General features: G+C 69.5%; 4 protein-coding genes. All 4 read right to left on the reverse strand.

Annotated elements, in window-relative coordinates; genetic code table 11:
- The 4 genes from entS to AAFP30_RS12945 are packed head-to-tail and all read right to left on the reverse strand — an operon-like array spanning position 1 to position 24891.
- Positions 1-1296, reverse strand: coding sequence for an enterobactin transporter EntS (gene entS, locus AAFP30_RS12930; RefSeq protein ID WP_419230325.1), 1296 nt, complete (start codon positions 1294-1296; stop codon positions 1-3).
- On the reverse strand, positions 1293-14381 hold the full coding sequence (locus tag AAFP30_RS12935; protein WP_419230326.1) for an amino acid adenylation domain-containing protein: 13089 nt from the start codon (positions 14379-14381) through the stop codon (positions 1293-1295). Before AAFP30_RS12935 ends, entS begins: the two co-directional genes overlap by 4 nt.
- Entirely contained in the window at positions 14378-21823 is a 7446-nt protein-coding gene (locus tag AAFP30_RS12940) for an amino acid adenylation domain-containing protein (protein ID WP_419230327.1), read from the reverse strand. Before AAFP30_RS12940 ends, AAFP30_RS12935 begins: the two co-directional genes overlap by 4 nt.
- Complete coding sequence (locus AAFP30_RS12945) at positions 21820-24891, reverse strand: amino acid adenylation domain-containing protein (protein ID WP_419230328.1); 3072 nt, start codon at positions 24889-24891, stop codon at positions 21820-21822. The genes AAFP30_RS12940 and AAFP30_RS12945 overlap by 4 nt, the downstream gene beginning before the upstream one ends.
- Between the last annotated feature and the right edge of the window lie 138 nt (positions 24892-25029).

Raw genomic sequence — 25029 nt, forward strand, 5'->3', positions numbered from 1 at the left:
TTAGGGCACCGGCGTCTCGGTGACCGGCTCCTTGCGCACGGCGCGCAGGGTGCCCAGCGTCAGCGCGGCGATCACCGCGAGCACACCCATCACGATGCCGTAGTAGACAACCGCGTCCGACGCTGCCCAGATGCTGCCGAATACACCGGCAACGAGCGCACCGATGGTCACGCCGCCGACCTCCTGGGCCATCCAGATGCCGTTGACCCGCCCGAGCAGCGGGCCGGGGGTGTGATGCTGGATCAGTGAGTAGCGCAACACTTCTCCGATGGCCTCGAACACGCCGATGACCACCAGCAGGCCCAACGCCAGCCACAGCCACGGGGTGAGGCCGAACAGGATCATCACCGCGAACACGGCGATGACGCTGCACATAAGCAGGCGACCGGGTCGTTGGACCGCGGCGAGCCAGCCGCTGGTGACGGCGCCGACCATGGCGCCGGTGGCGACTGCGGCGAACAGCAGACCCGTGGCGCGGGCGTCGCCGTCGAAACGTTCGGCCACCAGCGCGGGCAGCAGTGCGACCACACCGGCCGCGAACATCGTGAGAACGCCGATGATCATGACGCCCAGCACCACTCGTTGTTCGGCGATGAACCGCAGCACCGACACCTTTTTGGCAGGCGCGGCGTCGTCGCCGGATGGGGTTGGGGGAGCGGTCGGTTCGCCCAGCACGGGGGCGGTCGGTGGCATCGACGGCAGACCCAGCAGGATCAGCACGGTGATGGTCGCGAGGATCGCGGCGATTGTGTACGCCCACTCCACGCCGGCGGCCGCGATGATGAAGCCGGCGATACCCGGTGACACCGCCGACCCGATCCGCACGGTCAACGCACCCAGCGCACCGACGGCCACCAGCTGTTCGCGGGGGATGAGTGTGGGCACCGCGGCCATGAGTGCCGAGGTGGAGAGCGCACCGATGAGGCCGTCGACGCCGGCGAGCACATAGAGTGCCGGCACCGAGGGGCCGCCGAGGAGGCCGAACGCGTTGATCGCCAATCCGGCGAAAGCCAGTGCGGCGCCGGATCGTCCGACCAGGATGAGGCGTTTGCGGTCGAACCGGTCGGCCAGCGAGCCGCCGACCAACATACCGACGAAGGTGGTGATACCGGTGACCGCGCTGGCCACACCCACCTGCGCCGAGGACCCGGTGAGATCGAACATCTGCACCGGTACCGACACCAGCAGCAGGCCGATCCCGACGAGCGAGATCAGTCGGGCGACGAAGATCCGCCGGTAGGGGGCGCTCTCCCGCAGCGGGGTGATGTCGACGAGCACGGACCGTGCGGCGGTCATCGGGCGACTCCGTCGGCGAGGTCGCGTAACGCGGCGACCCAGCGCTGCGTGAGCGTGTCGATCCTCGAGGCGTCGATCACCCCGGGTTGGTAGGTCCAGGTGGCCTGCATTCGGGTTCCTTCCGGTCCGTCCAGGGTGGTCACGTCGACGATCAAACCGTAGCCGCCGGGCATGTCGTCGTCCGGCCCGATCTCGGCCGACTCGGGCGCCATGCCCCAATCGCCGAAGTCGAAGGACCGGTAGCGCCCCAGATAGTTGAATTCGATGGCCGCGCCGGGCAAGTCGACACCCTGCAGATACCGCAGGATGCCGTAACCGAGTCCGCCGTCGGGCAGCAGCGACCGTTGCGCGACCAACTCGCGAACCTCATCGGTCGGCGATCCGCCGCCGCCCACCCGCACCGGATGCACCGCGGTGAACCAGCCGACGGTGCCGGACAGGTCGGCACCCGGCACCACGTGCTCCTCGCGGCCGTGCCCCTCCAGATCGACGAGCGTCGGCACCCCGGCGGCGGAGCCGAAGGCACCGAGCAGCACATCGTCGACGCCGGCGCCCAGCGCACTGGGCACCGGACCCAGCAATGCTGCGGCGAGGTCGGGATCGATCTCCACCCGCTGCCGCACCACGTCGCCCTGCCGGTCGGTCGTCGGATCGAGTGGCCGGGTGAACAACTCGGCCGGGGTGGCATCGGTGCCGTCGACGACGTCGGTCCACACACCGAGCTCGCTGCGCCGGTCGAGCCCGGTGAGTTCGCGTGCCCAGGCAGCGAAGGAGGTGGGTGCCGGCGGCAGCGACACCGCAGGCGGTGCGGCGCCCTCGGTGAGTTGGGTGTAGATCGCCAGCAACTCGGGTACCAGCGCCCGCCAGGACACGCCGTCGACGACGAGGTGGTGCACCTGCAGCAGGAGTCGGCCCGGCTCCTCGCCGTGGTCGATCCAGATCGCGGTCATCATCACTCCGGCCCGCGGATTCAACCGGGCGCGTGCGCGGCGGGCGACCGACTCGACGTCGGCACTCTCGAGACCGTTCTCGCGCACCAGGATCGGCCCGGTGGCCGACTCGGGGACGTCGAAGCGCCACGGGCCGTCGTCGGTGATCAGGCGCGCCCGCAGCATGTGGTGGCGTTGGCCGAGCATGGTCAGCGCCCGTTGCAGCGCGCCCACGTCGATGCCGGCGGGCACGCGGAGCAGCGCCGACTGGTGGAAGCCGTCGATGCTCGCGATGTTGTCGGAGCGGCCGCTGTCGGTGGCCAGTTCCTCGAGCCACCGCACGATCGGTGTCGCGGGTACCGGGCCAGCGGTGATCTCCGGCAGGGCGGCGATCTGTGCGCCGGGATCGCCGATGGCCGTGGCGAGTTCACCAGCGGTGCGATGGGTCATCACGTCCCGCGGTGCCAGGGTGAAACCTTCCGACCGCAACCGTGCCACCAACTGCATCGCGACGATCGAGTCGCCGCCGAGTTCGGTGAAGTCGTCGTCGAGTCCCACCTGCTCGGCGGGCAACCCGACGACGTCGGCGATCGCCCGGCAAATGCTGCGCTGCGCATCAGTTTCCGGCGCACGGACCGCGGCATCGAGCACCGGTTCGGGCAGGGCGCGCCGGTTGATCTTGCCGTTGGCCAGCGTCGGGAACTCGTCGAGCACCACGACCTGGGCCGGGATCATGTAGTCCGGCAACGTGTCTCGCAGCCCGCTGCGGACGGCTGCCGAGTCGGGGGTGCCGACGACATAGCCGATCAGGCGGCCGGACCGGGCGACGGCCAGCGCGGCACGCACACCCGGCTGGGCGGTGAGGGCGGCTTCGACCTCCGCCAGTTCGACGCGGTGCCCACGGATCTTGACCTGATCGTCCCCGCGTCCGCGGTAGGCGAGCTGACCGTCGCGTGTCCAGCGGACAGTGTCGCCGGTGCGGTACATGCGGGCGCCGTCCGCGGTGAACGGGTCGGCGACAAAGCGTTCCGCGGTCAGCTCACCGCGCCCCAGATAGCCGCGCGCCAGACCGGCGCCGGACAGGTAGAGCTCGCCGTCGACACCATCGGGCACCGGACGCAACGACGCATCGAGCACGTAGGCGCGAGTGCCGTCGACGGGTCGGCCGATCACCGCGGTCTCGGTGTCGGCGGCACGCGCCACCAGCGCGTCGACCGTCGCCTCGGTGGGGCCGTACAGGTTGTAGGCGTCGGCATCGGGGAGCGTCCGATACTGCTGCCACTGCGCGTCGGCGACCGCTTCGCCGCCGAAACCGATGGCAGCCATGGTGGTTTCGGCGCCATCGAGCTGCTGTAAGTGCGACGGGGTCAGTTCCAGGAAGTCCCATCGCTCGCTGCGCAGCTGCGCCGCCAGCGCCTCGGCGTCGCGCTGGGTGTCGGCGTCGACGATGCTGACCTCGTGCCCGTCGAACAGCCACAACTGCGGCTGCCACGACGCGTCGAAGGCCAGCGACCAGGCGTGCCCGACACGGAGTCGTTCGCGGCCGGTGCGAGCCTTGGCCGGGTCGTGCAGCATCCGTCGGTGGCTGGCGAACAAGTTGGTCAGTCCGCGATGCGGGATCACCACGCCCTTGGGGGTACCGGTCGAACCGGAGGTGAAGATGACGTAAGCGGGATGCTCGGGCCGCACCTCGGCGGGGCGTCGAAGCGATTGTGGTGTTGCACTATTCGCAAGCACAGCGTGATTGAGCGAGTCGATGACCAGCTTCGGTCGCGCCACCGACACCATCGCGTCGACCCGCTCCGCGGGCGCATCCGGCTCGATGGGCAGATACGCGGCACCGGCGTAGAGCACACCGAGAATGGCCTCGAGCGCCACCACACTCCGCGGCAGTCGTACGACAACGACGTCCTCGGGTCCGATGCCCTGGGCGGCCAGCGACCCGGCGATGGTCGACACCCGCTGGGCGAGTTCGCCGAAGGTGCGGGTGCCGTCCGGACCGCGCAACGCCGGTGCCGACGGGTCGCGGGCGACGACGGCGTCGAACAGGTCCGGGATCGTCGTCGGAGCCGGGCCCGTTCGGAACAGGTCGCGGTGTTCGGTGGCCACCCGGATGTCGAGGTCGTGTAGCGACGAATCCGGCTGCGTCGCCATGAACTCCAGGATCGCGGTGAGGCGGGTGGCCATCGCCTCGACGGTCGCGCGGTCGAAGAGGTCGGTGCTGTACTCGATCACACCACCGACGCGCGGCGAGCCGGACGTCGAGTCCTCGGTGAAGTCGAAGGAGAGATCGAACTTGGCCGTCGTCGGCGCCGGGAGCGAAGCGAGCGGGCCGGATGAATCAGTCGCAGGAAGCGCAGCGCCACCGGTGTTTTCGACGTCGGGGAGTTGTCCGTCGGCGTAGACGACCATCGTCTGGAACAGCGGGTTCATCGCCGAGGACCGTCGCTCGGTAACGGCGTCGACGACCTGCTCGAACGGGATGTCGCGATTGTCGAAGGCGGACAGGTCGATTCCCCGGACCCGGCCGAGCAGGTCGGTGGGGGTGGGATCGCCGGACACGTCGGTGCGCAGCACCACGGTGTTCAGGAAGAAGCCGACCAGCCGATCGAGCCGGGCGTCGTTGCGGACAGTGACCGGACTGCCGAGCGGGATGTCGGTGCCGCCGCCGAGCCGCGAGAGCAGTACCGCGACGGCGGCCTGCACCACCATGAACATCGACGTACCGGTGGCATCGGCCAGGGCACGGAGGCCGGTGACCAGTTCCGGTGCCAGACCGAGGAAGACGCCGTCGCCACGACCCGACGGACGCGGCGGACGGGGACGGTCGTACGGCAGCGCGAGTTCCTCGGGTGACCCATCGAGGGTCGAGCGCCAGAAGTCGAGTTGCTGATCGCGACGCGGACCCGCGAGGAGTTCCCGTTGCCACGCCGCGAAATCGGCGTACTGCAACGGCAACTCGTCCCAGACGGGAGCACTTCCGCCCAGTCGGGCGCGGTACGCGACATCGAGATCAGCCCGCAGCGGTGCCGCCGACCATTCGTCGGTCGCGATGTGGTGGATGACCACCACTACGATGTCGGCGGTGGCGGTGACCCGGATCGGGATCTCGGCAGCCAGGTCGAACGCATACGTTCCGGCGGTGAACAAGTCGGCCGGGTCGGCGGCGAGCACCACCGGCACCTCGGGATCGGACTCCACCAGCGGAATCTGGTCGGGGTAGCGGGTCCGTAGCACCTCGTGACGCGCGACGACGTCGCCGATCGCGGCACGTAACGCAGGGTGATCGATCTGCTCGGTGCCCGTCGGGCCGCCCGGGCGCCACAGCATCGGCACGTTGTAGGTCGCCGTCGGTCCGGCGACTGCGTGCAGCGTCAGCATCCGCTCCTGCCCGAACGACAGCACGGGAGCGGTGTCGGTGCGGCGGCGCAGGTCGGTGACCGTTGCTGCGGCGGAGTCGAATTCGTCGGAGGTGAGGTGGTCGGCGAGTTGGGCCACCGTGGGGTTGTCGAACAGCACCCGCAGCCCCAGCTCGTAGCCGAGGGTGGCCCGGATGAGGTTGATCACCTTGATCGCCAACAACGAATGTCCGCCCAGGGCAAAGAAATTGCCGTGGATGTCGGTGACCTCGGCGTCGAGGGCGGCGCCGAAGATCTCGGCGAGATCGGACTCGAGTTCGGTGCGCGGTGCGGTACCGGTCGCGGAGCCGAGCGCCGGCATCGGCAGCGCCCGCCGATCCAGCTTGCCGGTGTGGTTGAGCGGGAACTCCGCCAGCACGGTGATCGGCGCCGGAATCATGTAGGCGGGCAACGTGGTCGACAACGCACGGGTGATGGCGTCGACGACCTCGGAATCCGCGGCGGCACCAGGTTGTGTCGGCACCACCCAGGCCAGAAGCCGATCGCCGTCGACCGCGACGGCCGCCCCGTCGATGTCGTCGAGCGATCGGATGGCGGCCTCGATCTCACCGATCTCCACCCGGTTGCCGCGGACCTTGACCTGGGAGTCGCTGCGGCCCAGGTATTCCAGCATGCCGTCGCGGCGGCGGACCAAGTCGCCCGTGCGGTAGACGCGGGCACCCGGGTGCTCGCCGGTCGGGTCGGCGACAAAGGAGGCGGCGGTGCGGCCCGGACGTCCGAGGTAGCCGCGGGCCAGCGCGGTTCCGCGGACGTAGAGCTCACCGATCATGCCGTCGCCGACGCGGCGCAGGGAACCGTCGAGCACCAACAGATCGGTGGCCGCGACCGGTCGGCCGATCGGCACGGTCCGGGTGGGTGTGTGCGGCGCCGCGGTGTGGTCGGTGACCACGACGGTGGTCTCGGTGGGTCCGTACGCGTTGATCAGCTGCAGCTGCGGGGATGCCGCGACGGCGGTGGTGGCGAGTTCCGCGGTGAGGGCCTCGCCGCCGGCGATGATGTGCCGCAACGTCGGAACCTGCGGCAAGTACTCGGAGAACAGCGCGAGCAGCGACGGCACGAACACCGCGGCATTGATCCCGTGGTCGGCGATGATCTGCGCCTGCCGCGCCGGATCCCGCTGGGCGCCCGGCTCGGTGACTAGAGCGGTGGCCCCGGAGATGAAGGGCAGCAACAACTCCCACACTGCGCCGTCGAAACCGACCGGCGTCTTGACCAGCATCACGTCGCCCGGACCGAAGGTCCCGGTCCCGGGCATCGTGGTACGACGCCACTCGATGACGTTGGCCGCCGCGGCATGAGAGACCACGACACCCTTGGGACGACCGGTCGAGCCGGAGGTATAAACCACGTACGCCGGGTTCTCCGGACGGATCCGTGGCGTCCGAACCGGACCATCGACGTTGGTGTCGGCCTCGACCGTCGAATCTTCGAGGACCAGCCGGGGCACTTCGGGCGCATACGGCGAGTCGGCGCGGTCGACGATGGTGGCGGCGACGGCACTGTCGGCGAGCATGAACTCGATGCGCTCGGCGGGTAGATCCACGTCGACCGGCAGGTAGGCGGCCCCGGCGCGCAGCACCGCGTGCAGCGCGACGAGCTGCCCGATGCTGCGGTCGGCGATGACGGCGACCACGTCCTCGGGACCGATGCCCAAGGCACTCAGGTGGCGGCTGAGCGCTTCGGTGGCTCGATCGAAGTCACGGTAGGTCAGTGAGTGCCCGGAGGTGTCGCGCAGCGCCACCTCGTCCGGATGAGCGGTCACCGCGCGTGCGACGAGATCGACGACGGTCATCGACTCGGCAGGTGACGCCGGTCCCGACTCGATAGACCGCAGCGCGGCGACGTTCGTTGCGTCGAGCAGGTCGATGGTGTCCACCCGCACCCGCGGGTCGGCGGCCACCGCGTCGAGCACGCGGGTCAACTGATCGAGCAAGGTGTGGGCGGTGGCGGCGTCGAACAGGTCGGTCGCGTACTCGAGGGCCACCGTCAGTTCGCCGGTCGCGGTCACGTCGACGACGGTGAACGACAGATCGAACTTGGCGGCCACCGCGGTCAATTGCTCGAACGTGGCCGGTGCACCGAGGAACTCGCCGGGTACCGAATCGAGCGGCAGATAGCCGACGCTCACCTGGAACAGCGGATTGCGTCCGGTGACGCGCGCCGGCGCCAGACGTTCGACGACCTGCTGGAAGTCGACGTCGGCGTTGTCGAAGGCGGCCAGATCGGTCAGCCGCACCCGTTCCAGGAGCTCATCGAACCGCGGCCGCCCGGACAGGTCGGTGCGCAGTACCTGGGTACCGACGAAGAAGCCGATCAGGTCCTCGAGGGCCGGGTCGTTGCGTCCGGAGATCGGGGTGCCCAGCGGGATGTCCTCGCCGGCGCCCGCCCGATGCAGCAGGGTCGCCACCGCGGCCTGTACCAGCATGAACATGCTGGCGCCGCCGCGGCGGGCGGCCTCGGCGAGCCGGGTGCGGGTGGCGGCGCCCAGGGTGATGGTCTCGGTCGCGGCCGGACCGGCCGGCCCGGGGCGACGCGCCCGATCCCGGGGCAGCGCCAGTTCATCCGGCAGGTCGTCGAGGGCCTCGGCCCAGAAATCGAGTTGTGCCGTACCGCGTTCGGCGATGCGTTCCCGCTGCCAGATGGCGTAGTCGGCGTACTGGACCGGCAGTGGCGCGAATTCCGGTGCGACACCCGCAGTTCGGGCCGCGTAGGCGATTGTCAGGTCGGTGAGCAGGGGCCGATCCGACCATTCGTCGGTGGCGATGTGATGCATGGCGAGGGTGAGCACCCCGGCGTCGCCGGCGCGGCCCGCGCCGCCGACCTCGTCCCACCGCACCCGAATCGGCGGTGCGGTCCGCAAATCGAACGGTCGGGTCAGGAACTCGCGGGAACGAGTGGTGATCTCGACGATCACCTGCTCAGCGTCAAGTCCCGCGGTATTGATCCGCCCGGTCTCCACCACATCGGGCACGTCAGCGGCATCGATGATCCGTTGCGCGGGTTCGCCGTCCACCTCGTCGATGAGGGTGCGCAGCGACTCGTGCCGCGCCAGAACGTCGCCGACCGCCGCGCGCAGCACGTCGACGTCGAGCGGGGCGTGCAACCGGACCACGTGTCCGTAGTGGTACGACACATCGGCCGGGTCGAGGGTGTGCAGAATCCACAGCCGTTCCTGCGCCGGCGACAGCGGAATCCGTTCCGGCCGTGGGCCGACCACGATGTCGGTGGTGGACCCGGTCAGGCGGGCGCGGGCGGCGATGTCCGCCGGAGTGCGGGCCTCGAAGAGATCACGGATGGCGAGTTCGGCACCGAGGTCACTGCGCAGGGCCGCAACGAGTTTCATCGCGGCCATCGAGTGCCCGCCGAGTTCGAAGAAGTCGTCGTCGATACCGACGGCGAGGTCACCGTCGGTATCAAGGCCGAGGACGTCGGCGAAGATGTCACACAGGCGGCGTTCGAGATCGGTGCGCGGCGCCCGCCGGGTACCGGTGCGTTGCGGCTCCGGCAGCGCCTTGACGTCGAGTTTGCCGTTGACGGTCATCGGGAAGTCATCGACCGTCGCGAACAGGGTCGGCACCATGTAGTCGGGCAGGGACACGCCGAGGCGTCGCCGAATGTCGGCGAAATCCGGTGTCGACGACGGATCGGCCGGGATGACGTAGGCAACAAGCCGTTTCACGTCCGGTGCGGCCGGATCGGCGGTCGCCACCACCGCCGACGACGCGATCTCCGGCAGGGCGGTGAGCGCGGCGTCGATCTCTGCGAGCTCCACCCGATACCCACGAACCTTCACCTGGTCGTCGGTGCGGCCGAGGAAGTCGAGGTTCCCGTCGGGCCGCACCTTCATCAGGTCGCCGGTGCGGTAGAGACGTCCGGCGGTGGAGAACGGGTCGGCGACAAAGCGTTCCGCGGTCAGATCCGGACGACCCAGATAGCCGCGCGCCAATCCGGCACCGCTGATGTAGAGCTCACCGGCCACCCCGTGCGGCACCGGCCGCAACCACGGGTCGAGCAGATGCGCGGTGGTGTTCCAAATCGGTGTACCCACCGACGACGTCGGCGATTCGTCGGTGCCGATGCCGAGAGTGTTGATGGTGTACTCGGTGGGCCCATACAGGTTGTACCCGAACGTTTCCGAGTTCTCCCGCAGCCGCGTCCATACCGGCTCGGAGACCGCCTCACCACCGAGCAGCACCAGCGGCGGCACGTGTGCGCCGTCGAGGAGACCGTCGGCCAACAACTGGGCGGCATAGGTGGGGGTGACGTTGATGACGTCGATGCGATGGGCGGCGCAATAGTCGACGAGCGCAGCCGAGTCACGCCGCAGATCCTCATCGCAGACATGAACCTCGTGGCCTTCGACGAGCCACAGTAGTTCCTCCCACGACATGTCGAACGCGAACGACACGGTGTGCGCGATCCGCAGTCGTCCCTCGATGCCGGCCGCGCGGGCGACCGCGATCGCCGGCTCGAACACCTTCTCGCGGTGGTTGAGCTGCATGTTGGTCAACCCGCGGTACGGCGTGACCACACCCTTGGGTTTGCCGGTGGAACCCGACGTATAGATGACATACGCCGGACTGTCCGGATTCACCTGCGGCGCCGACCATTCGACGCGCACCGGGGTGGGCAGGTCCTCGATCTGCAACTGCGGCAGGTCAACCGGATCGAAGCGGTGCGCCACCGTGCCGTGCGTAAGGATCAGGACAGGTGCTGCGTCATCGATGATGCCGTGCAGCCGATCGTCGGGGTGATCGAGTTCGAGCGGCAGATAGGCACCGCCCGCCCGCAGGATCGCGAACAACGCGACGACGGTGTGCATCGTTCGGGGAACCGCGAGCGCGACAATCGATTCCGGTCCGACGCCGTGGTCGGCGAGGACGTGCCCGGCGCGGTCGACGGCCGCTTCGAGTTCGGCGTAGGTGAGGCGGTCGGCGCCGAACACCAGGGCGTCGGCGTCCGGGATGAGTGCGGCCCGCTCGGACAGTAGACCTGAGACGGTGGTCGCCGGCAACGGATGCGCCGGTCCGACGAGCGGCCGGTCGGCCGGCAGGGTGAGATCCAGTGCCGCAACGGGTGCCGACAGGTGGGTGCCGAGAGTCTCGAGGAGCCACCGGAATCGGGTGACGAACTCGTCGGCGGCCACGTCGTCGACGAGATCGTCGCGGTATTCGAGGCGGAACCGGATGTCGTGGCCCGGGGTCACGACGAGTGCCAGCGGATAGTGGGTGTGATCGAGGCTGCCCTCACCGGTGACGTCGTGCAGCGCAGACTGTTCGCGCTCTTCGTCCTCGGTGCGGAAGTTCTGCAGCACGTAGAGGACGTCGAAGAGCACCGGATGGCCGGTCTCCTGCTGTAGGTGGGCGAGACCGATGTGATCGTAGGCCATCACGTCGACGCGGTCGGATTGCATGCGCGCCAACAGGTCCGCGACGGTCTCGGCGGGCTGTAGCACGGTCCGCACCGGCACGGTGTTGAGGAACAGTCCGATGACGGTGTCGAGGCCGGGTACCTCCGTCGGGCGGCCGGCGACCGTCGACCCGTAGGCGATGTCGGTGCGCCCCAGCACCCGCGCCAAGGTGAGGGTCAGCGCCGTCGACAGGACGGTGTTCAGGGTGACGCCGGCGGCCCGCGCGTCGCCGCGCAACCGATCCGACAGCCCGGCACCGAGCTGCACCTCGATGCGCTTGGGCGCCCGCGGTGCGCCGCCGACCGCACGTGGTGCGATGAGGGACGGCTCGTCGTAGCCGGCGAGGTGACGCGCCCAGGTGTCGACCGCGGCCGCGTCGTCGGAGCGGGCAATCCAGGCCAGGTAGTCGCGCAGCGACGCCTCGCGCGGCGGCACCGGGGTGCCGTCCAGGTGAGCGAGCAACCGCGACACGAACAGTCCGCCGGACCAGCCGTCCCACAACAGGAAACGACGATTCACGATCAGGCGCGTGCGCTCGCCGGGCAGCGTGACCAGCGTCATCCGCCACAGCGGTGCCTCATCCAGCGCGAATCCGCGGGCGCGGTCGGCCACCAGGACGTCTTCGAGGGCGGTGTCGGCATCGGCGGAAGCCGAGAGGTCGACCCCAGACAGATCCACAGCGGTGATGTCGGGTTCGACCTCCTCGACGATCAACGCGAGCGGCCGGCCGTCGTGCTCGACGAACGCGGCCCGCAGTTCGGGGTTCTCCCGCAGCAGCATCCGGGCCGCATCCCGCAGCCGATCCGGCTCGATCAGATGCCCGAAGTCCAGCCAGAACTGCGCGGTGTAGATGTCGGCCTCGGCGTCGACCCGCGCCTGGTAATACAGGCCTTCCTGCAGCGGCGTCAGCGGCCACACGTCGGCGATCTCGCCGTGGGTGGCGGTGAAGTCTGCGAGCACATCGTCGTCGAGCACCACCAGTCGGCCGGCGATGTCCGCGGACACCGCGTCGGCGATCGCGGGCACCAGAGCGTCGGCGCCGGCGATGCGCGCAGGGTCGGCGGTCACCCGCAGGATCCACGCACCGGTGTCGTCGCGACGGACCGCGACACTCAGGGCGTGATCGGTGGGTAACCCGTAGTCGCCCACCAGGATCTGCGGGTCGACGATCTCGCCTGCGGTGGTCGCCGCGGTGAGGGCGGCGGTCACCTGCGGAGAGAGGAACCGCAGCACGTCGAAGGCCGGGCCGGCCGGCGTGGCGTACTCGAGGTTGCTCAGGTTCATGCGGGCGGGGCGCAGGGCCTGCAGCGGTCCGGCGGTGCGGGCGGCCCCGTCCGGACGGAGATCGCCGACGACGTCGAGGAGCAACGCCTGCGGTGCCCTGTCGCCGAGTACTCCTGCGATCGCGATTGTCACGGCTCGGGCGAGACGCTCCGGTGTGGCCGGAAGTGGTTGTGACCCATCGGCGAGGGGGACGACATGGTCGATCACCACGGTGTCGTCGGGCAGCGTCGCGGGTGCCTCCAGGGAAGCGCCGGGCGCGAGGATCTGCAACCACGTTGCGAGTGCCGACACGTTCCCTGCGGTCGCGGTCAGGTCGCCGGCGATGCGCTGCACCGAGTTCGGTACCGGATCGATCTCGACGTGCCGTCCGGCCGCGTCGTCGTCGAGGGCACACTGCAGGTCGGCGGCCAGCAGTTCCGCGGACACCGGGTCGACGAGCACCGGATCCACCCCGACCGTCAGGTCGCCGGTTTCCGGGGTGTAATCGACCGTGCCGGTGAACGCGGCGGTCTCGGCGGGTGCGGTGGTCACGGTCCACAGGATGGGCACCGGACGCGCCAACTCGGTGCGTAGTACGCCGTGGCGGGCGACGAGCGTGGCCAGGATTCGATCGATGGTCTCCCGACTGGTGCCGGCTGCCGCATGCGCCCGCAGCCTTCGCGCGGGCAGACTCGTCGGGTCGATGGCCGCGGTGCGCAACCGATGCAGCACGGGAGTCAGTGCCATCGGGCCGACGGACTCGTCGTCGGGGTCGGGTTCGGTGCCCGCGGCGAGGTGACTCAGCCGCAGATCGGTTCGCACGGACAGTGTTTCGAGGAACGTCGCGAACTCCTTCGCGATCGTCTGCACCTCGGCGGCCGCCTCCGGCACCGCGCGCAGCACCACCTCGGCGGGTTTGTCCTTGCGCCGCAGCTGGATCTGGATCTCCACGTCGGAGACCGGTCCCGACGCCAGCGCGTGCGCCGATGCCTGGTGGCCGCCGATCGTCTGGCGGGTGGTGTTGGACATGACGTTCACGCCGAGCCCGAACATCCGGTACGGCGTGCCGGGTTCCGCGGTGGCGGCCAGCGCACGGCCGAGATCCTCACCCCGGAACCGGCTGTGCGACAGCAGCCCGAACAGCGCACGATCCACCCGCTGGGCGAGATCGGTGATGGTGTCCCGATCGCCGGCGGCAACCCGCAACGGCAGCACCGAGGTGACCATGGACGGAATCGTGCGTGCCGCCCGGTCGAGACGCCCGGTGACCGGCAGCGCGAACACGAGATCGTCCCGCCCGGTGCGGATCCGGGCGAACGCGGCGACCGCGGCGATCATCAGGACCGCCGGACGTACCCCGGCCGCCGACGCCACCGCACGCAACGGGACCAGTTGGTCGACGGGAACCTCGAAGCGGGCGTGGAGTTCTCCGGTCCCCGGAGGTAGCTCGGCGTCGAGCAGCCGCACCGGTTCGGGACGGTCGGCCATCCGCTCAAGCCAATAGTCACGATCGGTGGTGAACTCGTCACCGCTGCGGTAACCGTCCTCGGCGGCCACCACGGTCGCCAGGTCCCACGCGGTGGTCGGATGCTTGCCGTCGTAGAGCTCCTGCACCCGCTGCACGAAGTGAATCAGTCCGACACCGTCGCACACCAGATGGTGGACCTTGATGTAGCCGAGAATGCGGTGATCGTCGGTGTGCAGCAGGGTGAACTCCGCCAGCGGACCGGTGTGAATGTCCATCGGCACGGCCATGTCGGCGCGCATCCAGTCGGCGGTGTCGGCCGCGGTGATCTCGCGGTCGCGCAACTGCCACCGGTCGGTGGGCAGGATGTGCTGCCGAAGTTCCCCGGCCTCGTCGACGAGGAACACCGCCCGCAGCGCCTCGGCGGAATCGAGGGCGGCCAGGAAGCACGCGCGTAGTCGCTCGGCGTCGAGGTCGGCGGGGAAATCGAGGTAGAGCCCCGTGTTGTAGAGCGTGGGGTCGGTGGCGACCTGCATGGCGAGGAAGATGTCGCGCTGCCCGGCCAGGGCGGGCAGGGTGCGCAGAGACGTTGAGGTCACGGCCGAACTCCGATCTGTGCCGGCAGCGACGTCACCGCGTCGTGCCACGCGACGGCGAGCCGTCGCACGGTGTCCTCGTCGAGCGAGTCGGGAAGGTAGGCGAAGCTGGCCGAGAGCACCGGACCGGACGCCTCGTCGCGGCAGACGATGTCGATCTCCAGCGGATACCCGCACCCGAGATCCGGGTCGGGGGTGGCATGCAGCGCGGCCGACTCGGCGGCCGGCTGCCACGGTGCTCCGCCCCCAACGGTGAAGCGCCCCAGGTAGTTCAGCAGCACCGACGGCGATCCGAGGCCCGCCAGCGCCGCCGACAACTGCGGATTGAGATAGCGCAACATGCCGAAACCGGCGCCGGCCGAGGGCATCTCGTTCCATCCGCGTTCGGCAGCGTCGATGGCGGTCACGAGATCGGGACTCGGCGTGAGCCGCAGCGGTGCAACCGTGGTGAACCAACCGACGGTATGCGAGAGGTCGAGCGTGGCGCCGAGGCCCGCGAGATCGGTATCGCGGCCGTGGCGTTCGGTGTCGACGACGAGATCGGCGGTGCCGAGAGCACTGGTGGCGGCCGAGCGCAACGCGCCCAGGAAGATCGACGTCACGCCCACGTCGAGGTGGGCCGGGATCTCGGTCAGGAGCGCACGGGTGATCTCGGTGTCCAGGGTCACGACGTGATGCTGCTGATCTCCCACCCGTCCGCCACGCACGGGCACACCTGGTACGAGTTCGCCACCGGGGGCGAGGGTCTCGGCCCAATGCTGCGCTTCACCGAGCAGTGCGGGATCGCCGGCACGGGCGGTGACGGCGTCGGCGAACTCCGGCAGAGACGTGATCTCCGGGAGCGCGGCGACGGCGGTGCCGGCCACCAATGCGTCATCGGCGGCGGCGAGGTCGTCGAGGATGATGCGTCGCGACACCCCGTCGACGGCGAGGTGATGGATCACCAGGATCAGCCGGCCGGTCTCACCGGGGGCCGGCTCCAGGTAGGTGGCTGCCAGCATGCGGCCCGCGGTGGGTGCGAGTCGACCTGCGGCGCGGTCGGATTCGACAGTGATTGTCTCGAAAGTGGTGCCGTGCGCGTCGATGGCCACCGTCTCGAGGATATCGTCGGCGGCGACTGCGCCGACCGGCTCGGCCTCGATTGTCCAGACCGTCCCGGCGACCACCGTCAGCCTGCTGCGCAGGGCTGCATGCGAATCCAGCACCGACTGCAGTGCCCGGCCCAGTCGGTCGTGGTCGAGTCCGGCGGGGGTGTCGACGACGAGCGACTGGTTGAACCGATCGATGGCGCCACCGAACTCGCGCAGTCGATGCACGACCGGCAGCAACGCGATCGGAGTGCGCCCGGCGGTGGTCTCGGCGGCCGGGACCTCGCCGGTAGGGGTCTCCACACCGTCGATCCACTCGGCGACGGTCGCCAATCCGGCGACCGTGCGATGCGTGAATACGTCGCGCGGGGTGATGCGCAGGCCGCGGCGGCGAGCCCGGTTGACCATCGTGGTCGACACAATACTGTCCCCGCCGATCGCGAAGAAGTCGTCCTCGGCGGCGAGTTCGGGGACACCGTCGGCATCGCGGGGAAGGCCGAGACTGTCGGCGAAGATGTCGGCGAGCGCGATCTCCAGCTCCCCGGACGGTCGTCGTCCGGCACCTGCCCGCAACTCTGGGTCAGGCAGCGCCGCGGTGTCGGTCTTTCCGTTGACGGTCAACGGGATTCGGTCGACGGCCACGACAGCGGCAGGCACCATGTGCTCGGGCAGACGAGCGGTCAGAGCCACCCGGATCGCATCGGTGTCGACGGCGGCATCGGTGTCGCCGACGATGTAGGCGAGGATGCGGGGCGTGCCGTCGGGTCCCGGTCGGGTGATCACCGCGACGTCCCGCACTCCATCGAGTGAGGCTGCCGCCGAACGGATCTCACCGAGTTCGATGCGGAAGCCCCGGATCTTGACCTGCGCGTCGGCGCGCCCATCGTACAGCAGCCGGCCGGCGACCCGGCGGAACAGATCGCCGGTGCGGTACAGCAACGTTCCATTGCCCCGCGGGTCGGCGACGAAGCGCGACGCGGTCAGACCCCGCCGATGCAGATAGCCGGCCGCCACCTGCGGACCCGCCAGGTACAGTTCGCCGGTCACGCCATCGGGCACGGGGCGGAGGTACTGATCAAGCAGGGCTCCGCCGAAGCCGGGCAGCAGTGCACCGATGTCGGAACCGGTAGCGCCGGCGATGTCGTCGGCGGTGAGCGCGAGATGGCTGGCGTGCACGGTGATCTCGGTGATCCCGTACATGTTGACCAGCGTGATGTCGGGGTGGCGGGCGGTGAACCCCTGCAGGCGGCCGAGGTCGAGTGCCTCGCCGCCGAAGATTACATATCGCAGCGACGACAGGTCGAGATTCTCGGCCGGGGTGTCAACGGAGTCGAGCGCGAAGAACGCCGACGGCGTCTGGTTCAGCACCGTGACACCCTCGGCAGCAACGAGAGCGGCGAACTCCGCGGGTGAACGCGTGACCTCCCGATCGGGGACGACGAGGGCGGCGCCGGTGGACAGCGGCCCCCACAGTTCCCACACCGAGAAGTCGAAGGCATACGAGTGGAACAGCGTCCACACATCGTCGGGCCGGAAGTCGAAGAGTCCCGCGGTGTGCTCGAGCAACGCGACGACGTTGGCGTGCGAGACCACCACACCCTTCGGGCGCCCGGTGGATCCCGAGGTGAAGATCACGTACGCAGGATCGGTGGACAGCGCTTCGGAATAGGCTGTAGCAACAAATTCGGGTGTCGCGAAAGCAGCGTCCAGGTAGTCGGGGTCGATGATGACCCGCGGCGCGACATCGCCGAGGATGTCGTCGATGCGCGACTGCGGATAGTGCGGGTCGATCGGCACGTAGGCGGCGCCGGCGCGGAGCACGGCGAGAACCGCGGTCACCTGATCGGACGAGCGGGGCAGCGCGAGCGCGACGAAGTCCCCGCGGCCAACCCCATCACTCTGCAGCCGAGCCGCGAGGTGCGCACTGCGCGTGTCGATCTCGCGGTACGACAGGCGTGTTGCGCCCCAGGTCACGGCGGTGCGATCGGGGTGGGCGGCGACGGTGTCGGCGAACACGTCGACCAGGGTGCGCGACCCGCCCCGTAGTTCTGGTGCCGCCGGGGCCGTGTCGTCGGCAAACCGCAGGTCCGCCAGTCGCGTGCCGGGTGTGCGAGAGAGACTGTGCAGCACCGCGATCACCCGATCGGCGAGCGCCTCGGCGGTGGCGGCGTCGAATAATTCGGTGGCGTACTCCAGGCGCAATCGGACACCGCCCCGATCCTCGAGTTCGGCGAACTCGAAGGTGAGATCGAACTTCGCGGTGGTGGTCAGCGGGAACACCGGCGTGGCCCGCAGACCCTCGAACGCGGGTGCCACGATCGGATCGCGATACTGCACCATCGTCTGGAACAGCGGATGCCGACCCAGCGATCGTTCCGGAGCAAGCGCGGTGACGACGGCATCGAACGGCACATCGGCATGCTCATAGGCGGTCAGATCCGCCCGCCGCACCTGCGCCAGAACGTCATCGAGCGTGGGATTCGCCGATAGGTCGGTCCGCAACGCAAGGGTGTTGACGAACATGCCGATCAGCGTGTCCGCGGCAGCGGCGCCACGTCCGGCGATCGGGGTGCCCACGACGATGTCGTTCCCGGCGCCGGAGGCCGACAAGGCCACGGCCACCGCGGTATGCACCACCATGAACATCGATGCGCCGGCCGCCCGGGCGTGGTCACCGAGCGTGCCGAGCAATTCTGCGTCGAGGACCCGATCGACCTGGGCGCCACGATGATCGCGGTCGGTGCCGCGGGGCCGGTCATAGGGTAGAGCGAGCTCGTCCGGGGCGTTGGCCAGCACGTCGCGCCAGTGTGCGAGCTGACGGGCCGCGAGGGAGGTGGTGTCCGCGGCGTCGCCGAGGCGGGCGAGCTGCCACACGGTGTGATCGGCGAACTGGATCGGCGGGGCGGTCACCTCGACGCCGTTGTAGCCGGCGGCGAGCTCGTCGAACAGTCGGCCGGCCGACCATTCGTCGGCGGCGATGTGGTGCACCGTGATCAGCAGAACCGCAAGCTCCGGTCCGGACCGGATCAGATCGGCCCGAATCGGGGAGTCACTGGTGAGGTCGAATGGCCGCGCGACGAGGTCGGCGATCAGATGATCGGCCGCCGGGGTGTCGTGCTCGGCGATCGGGACGGTTGTGACGCCAGGTGCGTCGATGACCTGTGCCCCGTCGACGATGCGGGTGCGCAATGCCTCGTGCCGGGCGACGACGCCCTGCAACGAGCGTTCCAGCCGATCGTGATCGACAGTCCCACCGACCAATTCGACGGCGAATGGCACCGTGTAGGCCGAGTCGTCGATGCCGCTCTGGAACCAGAGCCGTCGCTGCGCGGGGGAGAGCGGAATCGGGTCCGGCCGCACGTCGAGCGCCGTCGGCTCATCCGCAGCGGTCTCGGCGGCGTGGGTGCCGGCGGCATCGAGCAGTGCGGCGAGATCGCCGAGCGTGGGCCGATCGAAGATCTGCGCCACGCTCAGCGTGCTGCCGGTGGCAACCCGCAGTCGGGTGAGAACCCGTGTTGCGGAGAGCGAATGGCCGCCGAGATCGACGAAGTTGTCGTCCAGGCCGGGTTCGTCGATGCCGAGGACCTCGGCGACCGCGGTCACCACGGTCCGCTCGACATCGGTGGTCGCGCGCCGGTGCGGGACGGAAACCCGATGCGGGGCAGGCAGTGACCGTCGGTCGAGTTTCCCGCCGGGGGTGCGCGGGATCGATGTCAACCGGGTCCAGGTCGACGGAAGCATGTAGCCGGGTAGCGACGCGGCCAGTCGGGCGGCGATGTCGGCGGGCGCCGACGTCCCGACGACGTACGCGTCGAGCCGTTGTGTCCCATCGTTATCCGCGCCGGCGATCACCGCGGCCTCGTCGACCCCGTCGACGGCGAGTACGGCGGATTCGACCTCACCGAGCTCCACCCGGTTGCCGCGGATCTTGACCTGGGTATCGCTGCGCCCGAGCAACCGGAACCGGCCGTCGGCGGCATAGACTGCGCGGTCGCCGGTTCGGTACATGCGGTCACCGGCGGCTCCGGCGTTCGGTGGCGCTGCGACGAAACGACTTGCGGTCTGGGCTGATTGGCTGCGATAGCCGCGTCCCACCTGCACTCCGGTCACATACACTTCACCGGGTACACCGGCCGGAACCGGCCGCAGATGGCGGTCAAGAATGATCATGCCGGTGCCAGGCACGGCGGTCCCGACATGCACGTCATCGGCGATCACCCCCATGCTGACGTCGCCGGCCACCTCCGACGACCCGTACGAGTTGATCACCTCGGCAGCACTGCGGCGCAACAACTCTGCGGTCGGCTCGGGCAGCGGCTCGCCGGAGACGATCCACCGCTCGAGACGCAGGGCGGGGACGGCGTCGACCATGGCATGTGCCAGCGACGGGACGGCGGTGACCTGGTCGGCGGCAGTGTCGAGCGCCAGGCCGGCGAGCGCGGCGGCGTCACGGGCGGTGACGTCGTCGGCGAGAACGACGGTCGCGCCTGCAGTCAGAGCACCGAGGATCTCCGTGCTGCCGTCGATGAATGCGATCGAACTCTTCGCCAGAACCGTCGAACCGGTCCAGCGGCTTGCGGCCCAGGCGATCCGGTTCGCGAGTGCAGCCGCGGTGCCGACGACACCCTTGGGCCGACCGGTGGAGCCGGACGTGTAGATCAGGTACGCCGCGGCCGCGGGATGCGGCGTGACGGGCGCGGGAGTGGCGGTGTCGGCGGTGATGTCGCTGCGCAGCGCGGCCATCGCAGCGGGATCGAGTATCAGGTCGGGTCGTGCATCGGCCCGCATGAAGGCAATCCGATCGGCCGGGTAGCCCGGGTCGATCGGCAGGTAGGCGGCGCCGGTCCGCAGCACCGCGAGCAAGGCTGCGACCAGCTCGATACGGCGAGGCAATTCGAGTGCCACCACCGATTCGGGGCCGATCCCGCGACGCGTCAGTGCGGCGGCGAGTTGTCCGGCGAGCGTGTCGAGTTCCCGGTAGCCGATCCGCTGGTCGCCGCAGACGACGGCGGTGCGGCGCCGACTGCGTGCCGCGGTATCCGAAAACTGTTGTGCCACCCCGACATACGGCAGCGCGGGCGCGGCGACATCAGCAACGGCGGCAGTGGCGTCAGCACCGGTGTTGTCGGTGCGCGGCAGCCGGCCGATCGGGGTGTCGGGATGCGTGACCAGCGTGGTGAGCGCGACGAGCGCTTGGTCGAGCAGGGCGGCGTCGGCCCCGCGATGCTCCAGCAGCACCCGGATCTCCGGCTCATCCTCCACGAGAAGTGTTGCCGGATAGGTATTCTCATCCTCGATATGCGGGCGCACGTCGCCGCGCGGGAAGCTCTCGAAGACGACCAGCGAGTTGAACAGCTCGCCGATGCCCATCGCGGACACGATGTCGGCGAGCCCCGTGTGATGGTGCTCGAGCAGGGCCAGCTGTTCGCGCTGGAGACGCGCGAGGGTGTCGCGGACCGAGTCCGCGGGATCGATCCGCACTCGCACGGGAATGGTGTTGACCAGCATGCCCACCATCTCGTCGACACCGGCGACGGCGGGATTGCGGCCGGAGACGACCGCGCCGAAGACGACGTCGTCGGTGTCATTGTGCGCGGCGAGCACCTGCGCCCACGCCAGTTGGAAGACGGTGTTCAGGGTTGCCCCGGCCGACCGCGCCACCTCGCGCAGACGCGCCGAGTCGTCGGCGGACAACGTGTGGCTGATGACCGTGGACCCGTCGGCGGGCCCGATCACGGGCACCGTGGTGGGGCTCTCGAATCCGGCGAGAGCAGATGTCCAGGCGGCGATTCCGGTATCGCGCGCGCCGAGCCAGCGCAAGAAGTCGCTGATCGGACGGACCGGCGGGTGTTCGGTGCCGCGGTAACTGCGGACGATCTCGTCGAGCAACAGATGCAGGGACCATCCGTCCACGGCCACGTGATGGGCGACGACGAGCAGCGTGCCCGACGTCGGCGCGATAACGAACCGGACCGGCGGGGCGCTCGTCAGACTGATCCCGGTGACCCGCTCGGCCTGCCTCATTGCCTCGAGGTCCATGTCGCCGTCGACTATCCGTAGCGGGACGTCGACGGTGGTATGCACCCGTGCCACCGGTTGCCCGGTGCGCCGCCGCGTGTACGAGGTGCGGAGCGCCGCATGGCGATCGAGGACGACCGCGATCGAGGCGCGCAGCCGGGCCGGATCGACGGGACCGACGAGGGCGGTGAGGTCGAGGTCGGCGAGGATCAGATACGGGTCGGTCACTCCGTCCGGCCGAGGCCGGGTGGAGTGATAGACGATCGCCTCCTGCAGTGGCGTCAGCGGCAGCACATCGGCGAGTTGCTGCGTGGTGGTCGGCGCGGAAGTCGTTGTCACAGCAAGTTTCCGTCCATCAGTTCGTCCATCTCATCGGCTGCGAGACCGGCGGTGGTCAGGCCGGTCGACTCCGCTGCCGCGGGCGTGGGACTGCCGGCGTCGGCGGTCACGGCGGTGGCGACCGCGGCGAGCCGGGCGACGGTCGGATGATCGAAGACCTGCAGTGGTGTGACCGCCCAGCCGGCCGCCGCTGCCGCGGCCACCACCCGCACCGCGGTGATGCTGTCGCCGCCCAGGACGAAGAAATCGTCGTCGGCACCCACCGTCGGCACGCCGAGGACGTCGGCGAAGCCGCGCGCCAACGCCTGCTCGGCCGGCGTGGCCGGAGCGCGGGAATGCCCGGCGAGAGCGGCGAAATCCGGACGCGGCAGCGCTTTTCGATCGATCTTTCCGTTCGGTGTGAGCGGGAGTTCGTCGATGGCGACGACCGTTGCGGGCACCATGTAGTCGGGGAGGAGACCACCGACGTGTCCGCGTAGTGCGGCCGCGTCGATCTCCTGCCCGGCCGCTCCGATGACGTACCCGACCAGCCGGCCGTCCACCGTGGATGCGACCGCACGGTCCACCGAATCATGCTCGGCCAGCGCCGTTTCCACATCGCCGAGTTCGATCCGGAAACCACGAACCTTGACCTGGTGGTCGGTGCGGCCCAGGCAGGTCAGAGTGCCGTCGGCCGCGATCCGGGCCAGGTCACCGGTGCGGTACATGCGTGCGCCGTCGGCGCCGTACGGATCGGCGAGGAAGCGGGTCGCGGTCAGATCCGCACGCCCGCGGTAACCCCGCGCGAGCCCGTCGCCGGTCAGATAGAGTTCGCCGACCTGCCCCACCGGTAGCGGCGCCAGGCGTGAATCGAGCACGCGCACACCGGTGTTGTCGATCGGGATGCCGATGTGGATCGGCTCGCCTGCGTGCACCGGAGCGGTCGTCGACCAGATCGTCGTCTCGGTGGGCCCGTACATGTTGCGCACCGACCGGGCGGCCCGCGCCAGGCGGGTGCCCAATTCGGGTGGCAGTTGCTCACCGCCGACCAGCACATCGAGTTGTGCCAGCGCGGCCGCATGTCCGGCGTCGAGCACGGCCGACCACAACGACGGCGTGGCCTGCATGACCCGCACCCGATGCCGGTCGATCAGCGCGGACAGCCGCGCCGGGTCGTGGACGTCGTCGGGCGTCGCCAGCACCACGGTCATCCCGGCGGCGAGCGGCACCAATGTCTCCAGGATGGCGATGTCGAACGAGATGGTAGTCACCGCGAGCAGGGATTCGCCGGTGCGATAACCGATCTCGCGGATCATCGACTCGGTGAAGTTGGTGAGCGCACGATGGCCGATCACCACACCTTTGGGCACGCCGGTGGAGCCGGAGGTGTAGATGACGTATGCGGGGGAGTCCGGTGACGGCACCGACCGGACGGGTCCTAACGACCGGATTGGCCGCGCGGGCCGCAGCCGGCGTACCGACGGGCCGTCGATGTCGGGCTCGATGACGGCGATCGGGTCGGCATCGGCGAGCGTCGCGGCGATCCGATCGGCGGGGAATCCCGGATCCAGTGGCAGGAAGGCGGCGCCGCTGCGCAGCACCGCGAGCAGTGCCACGATGAGGTCGATGCCGCGCGGCATGGCGACGGCAACGATGTCCTCGGCGTCGCAGGTACCGAGTTGGTCCGACAATTCGGTTGCACGCCGGTGTAATTCGGCATAGGTAAGGGCGTCGTCACCGCAGATGACCGCGGTCGCGGCGGCAGGTGCGGCTGTGATGCGCTCGTGGATCGGCGTCGGATCGGTGGCCACCCAGGTGCCGCGGTCGGCCGTGTGGATGCCGGCGACCAACTCGGTGGTGGACGCATGAGCGATGGCGCCGAACGGAATCGACGGTTCGGTGAGTGCCGTGCCGAGAAACATCGTGAGGTCCGTGGCGATGTCGTCCAGTCGCGTGGCGTCATAGAGATAGGCGTCGGCATCGAGCAGGAGTTCGAGGTCGCCGTTGTCGAGCCCGAGGGCGGTGACCGACAGGTCGACCACGGGTCCGCGGGCCAGTGATTCGACGTGGGCGGTCAGGTCTCCGAACGGCACGCTCGCACCGAACGGTTTGATGTTGATGGTCGGTCCGGTCGCGCCGTCCACCCCCCGCCGACGCAGGTCGCGGACGATGTCCTCACCGCGATAACGACCGTGCGGCGCGATGGCGCGCATCTGCTCGGTGACGCTGGCTCCGAGCTGATCGGTGGTGTGGTGTGGCGCCACCGGCACCCGCAGTGGGACCACATTCACGGTGGTGCACGGGACATTTGCCGCTGGTGAACCCAGCCGGTTCATCAGGGGGAAACCGAGCACCACGTCGTCGGTCCCGGAGCTCGCCGAGCAGAACGCGGCGAGCGCGGCCACCAGTTGATGCGGCCGGCGCGTCACACCACCCAGCCCGTCGAGGGTGGTGCGGACGGTGTGCACCGATCGGGCGATGCGATGGTCGCGGGGGCGGTCGGCCAGGGTGAGCGGGCCGTCGACGCCGGCGAGGTAGTCCGACCAGAACTGCGCGGCGTGCGGGGGTGCGGCGTCGAAGTCGTCGGCCAGCGTGGTGACCGACCGCAGTCCGCGGTCGTCGTCGGGGTCGGCGTAGAGCTGCCCGATCCGGCGATCTAGCAATCCGAGACCGTAGGCATCGAGCACGATGTGATGTGCGATGACCAGCAACGAGATTCGTCCACCGGCGCGGAGCACGGTGGCCGCGGCGCACGGGTCGACCGCGGGATCGATGACCACGTCGACCGCGGTGCGGGCATGGGCGTCGATCGCGCGGGGATCGTCACCGAGGTCCAGGAATGTGGCGATCATCGGGTCGCCGGCCTCGACGAACACGTCGCCGCGGTCGCCGGCACGGAACCGTGATCGCAAGCCGTCGGCTTCGTCGAGCGCGGCTTGTACGGCACGGAGCAGGCGATCGGGGTCCGGACCGCTTTCGGGAGTGCTGCCGGTGAAGTCGAGGAGCTGCCCGACGGTGAAGACCGGCGACGGTGTGGAGATGGATTGCGCGAACCAGAGACCTTGCTGCGCAGAGGACGCGCGCTTCACGCTCGCGCATCCGCGGATGCGTGAACTCGTCCACCACGGGGCACGGTCCTGACAGTCGACACAGAAGCTTAGCCTACCCATCCTCGAAACACCCGACGTCACTGCATCACGAACGACGGGCGCCGACCCCCGGACTTG

The sequence above is a fragment of the Gordonia sp. CPCC 205515 genome (genome assembly GCF_048537925.1).
Classification (GTDB): Bacteria; Actinomycetota; Actinomycetes; order Mycobacteriales; family Mycobacteriaceae; genus Gordonia.